Origin of the sequence: Exiguobacterium sp. s194, assembly GCF_018618275.1 — a bacterium.
In the GTDB taxonomy this organism is placed as follows: Bacteria; Bacillota; Bacilli; order Exiguobacteriales; family Exiguobacteriaceae; genus Exiguobacterium; species Exiguobacterium chiriqhucha.
This window is the reverse complement of sequence record NZ_JACSLT010000004.1, coordinates 14,061-26,249: the sequence shown is the minus strand read 5'-3', so window position 1 is coordinate 26,249 and position 12,189 is coordinate 14,061. Positions and strand designations below refer to the sequence as shown.

Sequence of the window (12,189 nt, the reverse complement as noted above, 5' to 3'; positions counted from 1 at the left end):
CGTGAAGAGAATTATATCGGAGCACGGTATATTCATCCGATCCATCGCGAGAAGCAAATGAATATTAACGTCGGCTTCCCCATCTCGAAACGACCGCTAAAGGTTCGGGTCCGCCAGACGTTCGAACCATTGGAACTCGACACGGTCGTCGGCAGACGAGGAAAATCAAAGGTATGCGTCGCTACGTTCCTAAAGCGAAAAACCCTTTCGTGGATTGTGCCGAGACCTCGATGGAGGGAGCAACACAAGAACGCCAACCGTCTTCCCCGCTAATTCTTTCAATCTTGAGTTCTTTCAATAAGAAACGGACTTCGCGCAGGTCACTTATGACGAACTTGCGGACGTCCTCGCTAAGATCAACCGATGAATAAATCTTTGTGTTAGGAAGGAAATCGCATACAAGATTTTTACCGAAGAAGTGATGCGCTGAATTTCAAAAACCGTCATATAACAAGGCGATTGTAAATGAATGATTACTTAATATATTTAACTTATTTCGAAAAATATAGGATGACTATATCTTTATTCTTATTTTTTTGTTTTGAGTAGTATGGAAAAGTGATTTCTTATTAACAACAACACATAGCTGCATGATTATTATATTATTAAATCTAAGTATAATTGACAGAGCTTATTTTTCATAAGGAGGTGCAAAATGATGGAAATAATTTTATATTCAAAATCATTAGACGTTATTGATAAAAATCATGTGAACTCATCCAGTAAAATATTTGAGATTGAGTTTGCACAGGCACTAGCACAATATGCAAAAGTTTCAATAGTTTCATACAGCGCTAAAAGTGATATGCAATATAAAAATGTAAGTTTATTTTCACTAAATAAAGATGAAACTATAGCAAACGCAATAAGAACAACAATATGTAAAAACTCGTTGTTTAAAGATTCACAAAAAATAATTATTGCTTTCGGGTACGACTACAGAATTTTTAGACAACTTAAGAAAGTATCGAAATTATATGACACAAAACTTATATCCTACACTTTTGACACTCACAAGGGTGCTACAAATAGTTCTGGTTTTCTAAAAAAAAATCTTATTGATTTGTACTTTAGATTTGGAATAAGATATGTGAACACTATAGATGGTATTATTCTATTCAACGAAGAAGCCTATAAAGAAATGAAATTAAGTATACCTTTTTTAATCTCTAAAGTAGGTATAAATGAAGAGTCGATAGTTCCTAAGGTTTATTTAAGGACACTTAATAGTGAAAATGAATTTAGAATAGTGTATTCAGGAACTTTAATTGAATATAACTCTATCGAAACATTAATTGAAACAATGAGTTATTTAAAAGGACAAAATATAGTTTTGGACATATATGGAGATGGACCATTAAAGAGTTATGTAGAAAATTGTGTGAAAAGAGCTGATAATATAATTTATCACGGTCTTGTTAGTAATAGTCAGATAAATTCTGCTGTAAGTAGGGCTGACTTATTAATCAATTTAAGAGATACAGAAAATTACATTTCAAAATTTGCATTTCCGTCAAAATTGATTCAATATATGGCAAGTGGTATTCCTGTATTAACAACAAAAGTATTGAGTGAAAACGAATTTTGTGAAGCAACTTTTGCTATTGATGATTTAGATCCTTTGAAGATTAAGAATTCAATTATAAATATTAAAAACAATCCCTACCTTCAAACAAAGAAATCAGAATATGCAAAGGAATATATAAAAGAAAAATTCCTATGGTCAAATATAATTAGAGATGTTATTCAATTCGTGAAGTACGATTAATTATAGAGTAAAATGAAATCCTCAAAGTGGAAAAACCACAGCGTTGTCTTTGTGTAGAATAAAGCCGCCACAATATACATTTTAGAAGTGCGCATAAACGCTGCATAAACGCTAGAAATCGACTGTGTAGCGAAGGTGAAGAAATTAATTGAGAAGCTGCAGGCAAACTGATCACTATTAAGCGTTTCTTTTGAAGCAAGATTGTTTTCTTTGACCATTTATAGCCAGGTTCCCGGAGAACGAATTAATAGTATAGTGATTTTGATTTTGAAGAAGTAAAGCGACAAGAACGTTTCACATATACTGAACTATTAACTTCTGCACCTTTCAAGAGTTTTCCAAAAAAGCATAGTGTTCAGGAAAACTAGAAGAATCAACGGGAGGCCCCGGAAATGTCTCGACTAGTGAATAAAACAAAGGGTGTCTATGGATAAAATATTGCACAGAATTTGACAAAACGTTGAAATCATTTAATACAAAAGGAGATATAAATACATTGAAATGAAGAAAAATATTATAATACTTATGACATTAACCATTTTATCAATGATTATTGGATTCTCGAAAGATCTAGTCTTGGCATATTTCCTAGGGGCAAGTTACATATCTGATGCTTATATCATCTCGCTTACTATTCCTCAGACAATTTTTGGATTAATCGGTGCAAGTATTTCTACCACATTTATACCGTTATATACATCTATAAGGAAACAAAGCGGTGTTAATGAAGCAAATAAATTTACAAATAATTTAATACATCTACTACTTGTCGTTTCTACTTTAATAATAGCTCTTTTGTTTCAATTTACGAATCGAATTGTGCTTATTTTTGCTTCTGGATTTAGTGACGAAGCGCTTCAACTTGCTGTTACTTTAACAAGAATTTCAATTTTTAGCATCTATTTTTCCGCGATAATTTTTGTGTTTTCTAGCTATCTTCAATCAAAAAATAGATTCATGTCTACAGGATTAATGACAATTCCACTAAATATTGTAACAATCGCCTCAATATTTGTCGGGGCAAAATATAACTTGAGTTACTTGGCTTTAGGGGCGATAGTTGCCACTTTTTTTCAACTAATTTTCATCTTAATTGATATGAAAAAAAGTGATTACAGTTACAAGTTGTATTTTAATATTAAAGATAAAAACATTAAGAAAATATTAACATTGTCTATTCCAGCGATACTCGGAAGTTCGGTATATCAAATTAACGTACTAGTTGATAGAACTTTGGCTTCATCAATAAGTGAAGGTGGTATATCAGTTTTATCTTACTCGAATAAAATAACTGCATTAATGTATGCAATATTAGTAGTACCTATTGCTACTGTAATTTATCCTAATTTATCTAAGGTGTTTGCGAATTCAGAGTATCAAGAATTTAAAAGAATAATTAGGGCGTCACTAGGAGCAATTAATCTTTTGATTATCCCATCAATAGTAGGAATTTTAATTTTTTCAAATGATATAGTATCTCTTTTGTATGGTAGAGGACAATTTGATGCCACTGCAATATTTATGACAACTGAAGCTTTAATATTCTACTCAATAGGAATTATTGGAATGTCAACAAGAGAAATATTTTATAGAAGTTTTTATGCTATGCAAGATACTAAAACGCCATTAATAAATGCATCAATCTCACTTTTGATTAATATAGTATTAAATGTTATTCTATCTCGATATATGGGTTTAAATGGTTTGGCTCTTGCTACTAGTTTGTCAGCAATTTTATGTTCCATCTTACTTATAATTAGTCTCAGGAAGAAGATTGGCCCTTTTGGTATGAAGCAAATCAGCCTTTCATTCCTAAAAATTATATTTGCTTCTTTGCTAATGGGATTATTTGCTAAACTGAGCTTTGATTTCTTGTCAATTTCTTTAACGCAGAGTTTTTCTCTTCTGACAGCAATAGTGGTTGGAGCAGTTTCATATTTTATGATTATTTATTTTATGAAAATCGAAGACGTTGACGTGATTGTTGCAGAGATCAAGAAGAGGCTTAGTAAAGCTGCTGTGTAGTGCAAAATATGAGTGCAGAAGTGTGCAACGGAAACGTACACAACTCTGCACTCCTATTTTTCACAACACACACCAACCCAACAAACACTACAAAAACGAAAGTATACAAGAAGGTACAACCAATTGCGAGGTTCTGTTCGATGAGATTCAAAAGCTAGGCTATGAAGGGAAAATGACGATTCTGAGGGAGTACGTGAGACCTTACAGACTTCAGCCTAAAAAGCAGGCTACCGTCAGGTTTGAGACGCCGCCTGGACGACAGGGACAGATGGACTGGAGTGATGTCGGGACGTATGAAGTAGACGGTGAAATGCGTATGGTGTATGCCTTCTCCATCATCCTCGGATATTCAAGGATGCGATATATCGAGTTCACAACCGACATGACGCTGGAGACTCTGATGAAGTGCCATATGAATGCGTTCGCCTTCTTCAATGGCGTACCGCAACAGATTCTCTATGACAACATGAAAACGGCGATCATCAGCCACAATCCGAACGGTATCAAGTTCAATCAGAAGTTCGAAGATTTCTTGGCCTATTACGGAATCACGCCGAAGGCGTGCAAGCTCAGACGGGCACAGACGAAAGGGAAGATCGAGCGCTCACTCGGCTACATGAAACAGAACTTTTTAAAGCGACGTATCGGAAAGACGTTGGAACAATTGAATCGTGACGTCCTGGAGTGGCTACAAAACACGGCCAATAAAAAGAAAAACGATACGACGAAAGAGTCACCTGAGAAACGCTTCGAGGTTGAACAAGGTTTCCTGGCGCCAGGACATTTGAAGCCGCATTATCCGATTCACCGTTGGGAAACACGTGAAGTAAGTAAAGACTGTTTTGTGTCCTACCAAGGACGACAGTATTCAGTTCCGTTCCGGTTCGTCGGACAGCATGTGCGAATCAGAATCACCCTTGACCATCATCTCGAGGTCTACGCTGATGGCGAACAAATCGCGCAACACCCAATCGCCTCCGGAAACTTGAAGTATCAATTGAATTTAGAGCATTACAAAGGGCTAGAAACGACTCAAAAAGGTTTGCCGACCCGTCGTCTCCAGCCCGATATTCCTGAAGTGGAACGTCGTTCCCTTCAAGTGTACGAACAGCTCGAAAGGAGTGATCACGAATGAACACGGACCTTCTCACTGAACGCTTAGAAAAAGTTGGATGGCAATTGTCGGCCAACCAGCTTGAAGGAATCCTTGAGGACGCCTCCAAGAATAATGTAGCATATTCGGACTTTCTAAACAGTATTCTGATGACGGAAATCGAACACCGTGAGTCAACAGAGCTATCGAAACGAATAAAACGTGCCAGACTCCCCTATTTTAAGACATTAGAAGACTTTGACTTCGCGTTCCAGCCGAGCCTCAATGAGAAGCGCGTCAGGGAGGTGATGACCTGTCGGTTCATCGATAACGGCTTCAATGTATTATTATTGGGCCCGCCGGGGGTCGGGAAGACACACTTGGCGATTTCAATCGCTGCGGAAGCTGTCACGAAAGGTTATCGGACTTCGTTCATTACCGCGAACGATTTTGTCGAGGAGTGTCAAAAAGCAGAGAAATCTGGCCTTCTTCCTCGTATCATCAAAAGGTACTGTTGATCCGAGCTACTCATTCTAGATGAAATCGGCTATTTTCCGTTCGACCCCATCAGTGCGAATGCGCTGTTTCAAATCATCTCGAAGAGATATGAGAGAGGCTCGATCATCCCGACTTCAAACAAGTCATATATTGAATGGGGAAAAATATTCGGTGACGAGGTTTTGGCGACTGCGATTTTAGATCGCCTTCTTCCTCATGCGACCACTTTTAACATTCGGGGAGATTCATATCGGATGAGGGAAAAGAAACGGGCCGGCATCCAGCCGACCCGTGTCGATAGTTTCCAAGAGTAACGTGTAGAAAAGGGATTTTTAATCCGTTATTAAGAGGGAATTTTAAACCGCTGTTGACATGTGTGAAAGTTAGTATTTCACATCAAAATTTATCTACTTTATTTATTCATTCAACCCTTCAATCAACTTCCGACTCCGCTCTCTTGACACATGAAGATAGCGTTCGGTCGTATTAATTGACTTGTGTCCGAGCAGCACGGCTACACCAAGGAGATCTTGGCTCTGGTTGTACAATGTCGTCGCAAAACTATGACGTAACATATGGCTCGTCAGCTTCACTCCGAACTGTTCTTGCGCGATTTTATTAAGATCAATGTTCACAAAGCCGGGTTGGACGACACGTCCGGTCGGCATCAAGAAAATATGATTCGATTTCCCGACGTTCGGTCGGTGCGTGGCGATATACTTCTTCAGTTCGTTGCTGAGTCGGGGCGTCATCGGAACATGACGTGTTTTATCCGCTTTTCCTTTTCGAACTGTCAACAACCGCTCCTCAAAATTGATATGATCGAGTTCTAAATTCAGAATCTCACTGATTCGTAATCCGGCATCACCCCCGACGAGATAAATCGTATAGAGGGTGTAATTGCGGGCGTGGTACAGCACGGTGTTCAATTGGTCGCGTGTAATAATGGTTGGTGGTTCACTGACACCCTCCCGTGTGACGATGCGGCCAAACGGATTATGTTGTATCCAACGCTGCTCGATGGCGAATGTGAACAGCCCGCGGATGCGCATGATATAGGATTTCACCGTATTGTCGGCCATCCCGCTGATTTGTTTCTTATACGGGATCGCATGGTTCGTCTCGTCGATATCTTGGATGTACACCGCCCCGTGCTCGGCTGCATAGCGGACAAAGCGCAGTAACGAATTGCGCGTGCTTTTCAGCGTCGTCTCGGGTGCTTCTTTTCGTTCTCTCATGTCTGTCAAGTACATGTCAATCGCATCAGTCAGTAGTACGTGTTTCATGTCATTCACTCCTTCAAGTTGATTGCCTCTTTCAGTTCGCGTTGGACGTCGGCCTTATATGCCCGCAAACGACTCGGGGAATAAGACAGCGTCTGTTCGGTCCCATCAATCAAGTGGCAGAGGAGTTCGAAAAGGCGGGGCGACAGCAACAACCGCTGTTCATCGAGCCAGTCAAAAAGATTGCGCTCGGACGCCATGCATTGTTCGGGGATCTGTTCGGCGGCAACCTCGTGTTTCAAATGGCGGGCGTTCTTTTGTTGGTGATTCAGGATGGCACCACGGATCCGCTGGAAGCAATACGTTTTGGACAGCGTGCAGCCGCGATTCAATGCTTCCCATAAGGCAATCCTTGCAATTTGGGCGCAGTCTTCCTGTTCGTTCGGGTGAATCGATAGTTGGCGGATGACATAGTGAATCATTGGTTCCCATTCGTGGATTTGATCATCAATTTGATTCATGTGGCAATTCGTTTCCGAGCGCTCTGTTGATTTTCCTAGGTTAATTCGAGTATAGTCATCGATATTCGACGATTGGTTGTTGCTGTACGTTCGCCTTCCGACTCCATTCGTTATTGTAAGCCGATATTTCAATCAAGCCCTAGGCTTACGTGCGATAAGGGCGCTAGTCCATCTCGAATATCGATGAATATCCAAAGAAACAAGGGAATGCGACCGTGAGGGCGGCTCATAGTATAGCTCTACCTGCAATTTTCTTAGGATTGTACATCATCGAATGACGGAATATGGTAAAATCAAAACAACGAGAGACAACTACTTCATGCCTTCGGCTGGAATGGTTGTTTATTTTTTATGAGGAGGCAGGACGTTGAGACGAATATTAATCACAGGCGCCAACAGTTATGTCGGCAATGCGTTCAAACAGTGGGTCGAAGCAAAACATGGGGATAAAATTCAAGTCGACACGGTCGGAATGAAGAACAGAGAATGGAAAGAGAAGTCATTCGTTGGATATGAAGCCATCCTCCATGCGGCCGGAATCGCACACGTCTCGACGGACAAGAGCATGGAAGAGTTGTATTACGAAGTGAACACCGATTTGACGGCCGAAGTCGCGGAGAAAGCGAAACGCGACGAGGTGCGTCAGTTCATCTTTTTGAGCAGCATGATTGTTTATGGGGACGCCTCGAACGCCCAAATGATCACGAAAGACACTGAACCGAAGCCGACGAACTTTTACGGCAACAGCAAGCTCCAAGCCGAGAAGAGGATTAGTCAGCTCGCGGACGCCAACTTCCTCGTCGCGAACGTCCGTCCACCGATGATTTACGGCAAAGGTTCGAAAGGGAACTACATCAAACTTTCCGGGCTCGCTCGAAAGGTGCCTTTCTTTCCGGAATATAAGAATCGTCGCAGCATGATCCACGTCGATAATTTATCGGAATTCTTGGCGCTTCTCATCCTGCATGAAGACCACGGCACGTTCCATCCGCAAAACGCCGACTATGTCTGTACGTCCGAGCTTGTCAAGACAATTGGTTCAGTACACGGCAACCAAGTCCGCACGACGGGACTCTTCAACGGTGTCATCGGTAAGCTCGTCGACAAGAACATGATGATGAACAAACTGTTCGGCGACTTCGCCTACGCGAAGGAGTTGTCTGCGTATCCGCATGACTATCATGTTCGGAACTTCTATGACAGTATCGTAGCGACTGAAGTCAAATAGTTAAACTGAATCTGTATTCTGTAAGGTTCTGGAGGGGACATGAAGCAAAAAATCTTTAATTTCGTAAAAAATAATAAAATTATGTTGTTGATAATTACACTGTGGGTTGTAGCGTTAATCGTGGGAACTATAAATTGGAATAGTAACTGGATAGGTTTCTGGGGTAGTCTGATTGGATCCTTTATCGGCGTCTTAGGTGTGTTTATCACTATGAAAGTGGATCAAGAAGAAAGAGAAAAAGAACGGAAGCAAGATATTTTCATTTCCAATTTATCAACTTATATAGGATTGCATCGGACATTGAGTAGTACTGAATTTAGTTCAATCTACAAGGAACTGCTTAAGCTAAAAAATAGCAAAGAGTGACATGTACTAAATAACGAAACAAAAATTAGCATTGAAAAGATGCTAGCATTATGGCTTGAAAAAGTATGAAAGTTATACTAGGTACAACATATGAGTTTAAACGTAACATGAGCTTGATGCCGACGCTCAAAGATTTTGAACATAAATCTGATGCAATATACTCTTCACTTCTCGAATTGAATTACTCTAGTATTTGGAATGACTATCAGGTTGGTAGAAAAGATATATACAATAGTGTTAAAACATTGAAAACCTCGCTAGAAAAACAAATTACAGACCTACATAATTAAGATGCTGAAATTTCTTAGAGAACATGTTGGTACTTTTACAAGTAGAAAAAAGCAAAGAAATGGGTGGAACAGTTATGGGGAAGACGACACCACGGAACTCGAAATGGATGCGGACGTATAACCGCTCGCTCATCCTCCGGCTCATCCGGCTCCATCAGCCGGTGTCCCGGGTCGAGCTCGCCAAGGCGACGAGTTTGACGAAGCCGACGATCTCGAACATCGTCAACGAACTGAAAGAAGAAGGGCTGATTAACGAGCGCGAGCTCGGCGTCTCGAGCGGGGGACGACGACCGATTATGCTCGAACTCGCGGCGAGTGACCGCTTCGTCATCGGCATCGACGCGACGCAGCGGCGGCTACATGGCGTCGTCACAAACATCCATGGGGAGATGTTAGGTGAGGCGTGGCATGACGAGAGGTTCGATACGAACGAGGAGTTCATCGAGGCGATCGTGACGCTGTACATAGAACTGGCTGGCAAGGCCGAAGGCGACGTCATCGGGCTCGGCGTGTCCGTCCACGGGATGGTCGAGGCGGGGAATGGGATCGTCCTGTTCGCGCCTCGGTTCCACTTGCATGATATCCCGCTCAAACAAGAGCTCGAACAGCGTCTGAACCAGAACGTCTTCGTCGAGAACGACGTGCGGACGCTCGCTTTAGGTGAGCTCTATTTCGGCGAGGCGATTGGCATCGACGAGTTTTTCTACGTCTACGCGGGCTACGGCATCGGGGGCGCCTACGTCCACGGCGGCGAACTGATTGACGGGGAGCACCATATCGCCGGTGAGATCGGCCATATGCGGATTATGCTCGACGGACCGATCTGCTCGTGTGGCAACCGCGGCTGTTTAGAGGCGGTCGCCGGGGAACGGGCCATCTTGAACGAGGCCCGGCAGCTGAACCACGAGCTCAATCTGAACGATCTGCGTGACGCGGTCGGGACGAACGCCGACATCCAGCAGCTGTATGAGCGGGCCGGGGAGTATATCGGCATCGCGACGCTCAATATGATCCACCTACTCAATCCGAACCGGATCCTGCTCGGGGGGCCGCTCTTCAACTACGCACCGAACGTCGTCGCCAACATCCAGGAGCGGGTCGCCCAGACGGCGCTGACGATGGACGCCCGCCAGACCGACATCCGCGTCGTCCCGTGGAATGCGAACCACGGTGCGCTCGGTGCGGCCGCCTTAATCACGAACCAACTGTTCGGTGAAATCCAATGATTCAATCGCTCTCACTTCGAGGGCGATTTTTTGTGTCGAAAAATAATTTGAATGAAACCGTTTACAAGTCTAAAAAGGATATGCTATAGTCTGTTTGTAGTTAGATAATAAATTTAATTTACTAAGTAAGGGGTGACACTCTCAAACGGGAAAGTGGAGGGGTAGACATGGACATAGAGACACCATTGCTGAAAGACAAGTTTCACGATATATTCGGTCGCTACGGGGCGACACGGCTGTTCACACGGGACGGTTCAACGTTTAAGGAATTGGAAGCGTTCTCAAAGGCGGACGGTGTCGTCGTCACCCGCTCACGGCGGGACGGCATCTTCCGGCTCTACGACGAGGAGGCCCGCGACATCCGCCTGTTCCGCGTCTCGGACTTGAACGAGGCCCGCACGAACGACTTCGACGGACTGTTCGAGATGCTTCTATGGCGGTTGAAGCAACAAGACGCGTTGCCGTTCGGGGCCGACCTGTACGTCATCGGATCGTACATAGACGACCATTGGCAGTTTGATTTGGAACTGATTGCATACACACTCACCCGGCTCGGGGATCAACCGATGCCAGACCACTTGATTCGGGAGCTTTGCCTCAAGCTGGTCGCATAACACTCAAAGGAGAATGAACATGAAGAAAACGACAATCGCACTCGCATCATCGGTACTCGTCTTGTCATCACTGCTCGCTGCTTGCGGCGGCAAGGAAGAGGCGGCCGCGACGACGGAAGACGGCAAGCCGGTCATCAACTGGTGGGGCTGGGCGCCACAACCAGAAGTCGGGGAAGCTATGGCCAAGGCGTTCAACGAGTCGCAAGACGACTACGTCGTCAAATTCAAACGTCTCGAGGACTATGAACAACAGCTCCAAGTCGCCATGCTCGGCGGTGACGGCCCAGATGTCATCGGTCTCAAGGAACCGATGATCCCGCAATACAAGGACCGCCTCGTCCCGGCGAAAGACTACATGGACAAAGCGGCCGGCGCGGGCTGGAAAGAGAAGTTGATCGAGCTCGGCGTCGAACAGACGACGGTCGACGGCGAACAGATGGCGGTACCGGTCGGGTTCACAGGCCAGGCGTATCTCATGTATAACAAGACGATGCTCGACAAATACGGCGTGACGCCGCCGAAGACGTATGACGAGACGATTGCGGCGATTGACAAGATCAACGCCTCGGGCGACAAGGTCATCCCGATGCAGCTCGGCGCGAAAGACGCCTGGGTCGGCACGGACGTCTTCAACGTCTTGAGCCACCAGGTCGCACCAGGGTACATCCAAAAAGTACTCGAGGGTGAGGCGAAGTGGACGGACAAAGAGATGGTCGAGACGGCTGAACTTTGGCAACAACTGTTCGAAGACAAAGTGTTCCAAGAAGGAGCGCTCGGTCTCGCGACATATATGGACGGCATGAACAACTTCTTCGATAAGAAAGCGGCGATGTGGGTCATCGGCTCATGGGAAGCCCACTCGATGACGACGGTCGAGAAACGTGACAAGTGGAACAACTTCGAAGACGAGATCGGTTTCGTCCCGCTCCCGAACCTCGCGGGCGGCACAGAACAACCGGTCATCGCCTCGATCGACATGGCGCTTGGCGTCAACAAAGAGTCGAAACAACAAGACGGTGCGGCTGCCTTCATCGCCTACATGACGCAAGGCGAAGGCCAAGCGCTCTACATGGAGAAGTTCGAGATGGCCCCGGCCGTCAAGGACATCGAAGTGGCGTACGAGGACAAGTTCACGTCTGACGTGGAACGCGAGTCGTACAAAATCTTGAACGAGACGGTGAAGAACGCCGTCGCGGGCCGCGGTATCCGTGACCCGAAAGTATACGACACGCTCGGCAAAGAACTTCAAAACATCGCCGGCGGTCAAGACGCGAAAGAAGCGCTCGCGCGCATCCAAGCCATCGCCGATCTAGGTAAATAATCGAACGAGCGCCAGT

General features: G+C 44.3%; 10 protein-coding genes and 2 pseudogenes. 10 read left to right on the top strand and 2 right to left on the bottom strand.

What is annotated here, in order from left to right; all coding sequences use genetic code 11:
- Nucleotides 1–72: 72 nt before the first annotated feature.
- From KNP85_RS15960 to istB, 5 genes and pseudogenes are all read left to right on the top strand, one after another.
- Nucleotides 73–204, top strand: a pseudogene (locus tag KNP85_RS15960) (IS30 family transposase); the annotation flags it as partial.
- A gap of 454 nt (nucleotides 205–658) precedes the next feature.
- Nucleotides 659–1,768, top strand: a complete 1,110-nt coding sequence (locus KNP85_RS05725; RefSeq protein WP_214802017.1) for a glycosyltransferase — start codon at nucleotides 659–661, stop codon at nucleotides 1,766–1,768.
- Between the two features lie 501 nt (nucleotides 1,769–2,269).
- Complete coding sequence (murJ, locus tag KNP85_RS05720; RefSeq protein ID WP_214802014.1) at nucleotides 2,270–3,793, top strand: murein biosynthesis integral membrane protein MurJ; 1,524 nt, start codon at nucleotides 2,270–2,272, stop codon at nucleotides 3,791–3,793.
- 22 nt (nucleotides 3,794–3,815) lie between these two features.
- Nucleotides 3,816–4,928: an IS21 family transposase gene (gene istA / locus KNP85_RS05715; protein WP_214802011.1), complete on the top strand. Its 1,113-nt coding sequence runs from the start codon at nucleotides 3,816–3,818 to the stop codon at nucleotides 4,926–4,928.
- A pseudogene (istB, locus tag KNP85_RS05710) lies at nucleotides 4,925–5,698 on the top strand (IS21-like element helper ATPase IstB). Before istA ends, istB begins: the two are co-directional and overlap by 4 nt.
- A gap of 102 nt (nucleotides 5,699–5,800) precedes the next feature.
- Here the strand turns inward: istB and KNP85_RS05705 are convergent.
- Both KNP85_RS05705 and KNP85_RS05700 read right to left on the bottom strand, forming a co-directional pair.
- Nucleotides 5,801–6,670, bottom strand: coding sequence for a tyrosine-type recombinase/integrase (locus KNP85_RS05705; protein WP_214802008.1), 870 nt, complete (start codon nucleotides 6,668–6,670; stop codon nucleotides 5,801–5,803).
- 5 nt (nucleotides 6,671–6,675) lie between these two features.
- Nucleotides 6,676–7,128 (bottom strand): sigma factor, encoded by a 453-nt coding sequence (locus tag KNP85_RS05700; protein WP_214802005.1) that lies wholly within the window; start codon nucleotides 7,126–7,128, stop codon nucleotides 6,676–6,678.
- Between the two features lie 367 nt (nucleotides 7,129–7,495).
- Here KNP85_RS05700 and KNP85_RS05695 point away from each other — a divergent pair, with 367 nt between their 5' ends.
- The 5 genes from KNP85_RS05695 (at nucleotide 7,496) to KNP85_RS05675 (ending at nucleotide 12,173) form a co-directional block, all read left to right on the top strand.
- Complete coding sequence (locus KNP85_RS05695) at nucleotides 7,496–8,356, top strand: NAD-dependent epimerase/dehydratase family protein (protein WP_214802001.1); 861 nt, start codon at nucleotides 7,496–7,498, stop codon at nucleotides 8,354–8,356.
- Nucleotides 8,357–8,395: 39 nt separating this feature from the next.
- Nucleotides 8,396–8,722, top strand: coding sequence for a hypothetical protein (locus tag KNP85_RS05690; protein WP_214801999.1), 327 nt, complete (start codon nucleotides 8,396–8,398; stop codon nucleotides 8,720–8,722).
- A gap of 364 nt (nucleotides 8,723–9,086) precedes the next feature.
- Nucleotides 9,087–10,238, top strand: coding sequence for an ROK family transcriptional regulator (locus KNP85_RS05685; protein WP_021066288.1), 1,152 nt, complete (start codon nucleotides 9,087–9,089; stop codon nucleotides 10,236–10,238).
- 167 nt (nucleotides 10,239–10,405) lie between these two features.
- A complete protein-coding gene (locus KNP85_RS05680; protein WP_214801997.1) occupies nucleotides 10,406–10,852 on the top strand; it encodes a hypothetical protein in 447 nt (148 codons plus the stop codon).
- A 19-nt stretch (nucleotides 10,853–10,871) separates the two neighbouring features.
- Nucleotides 10,872–12,173, top strand: coding sequence for an ABC transporter substrate-binding protein (locus KNP85_RS05675; RefSeq protein WP_251136236.1), 1,302 nt, complete (start codon nucleotides 10,872–10,874; stop codon nucleotides 12,171–12,173).
- Nucleotides 12,174–12,189 lie beyond the last annotated feature (16 nt).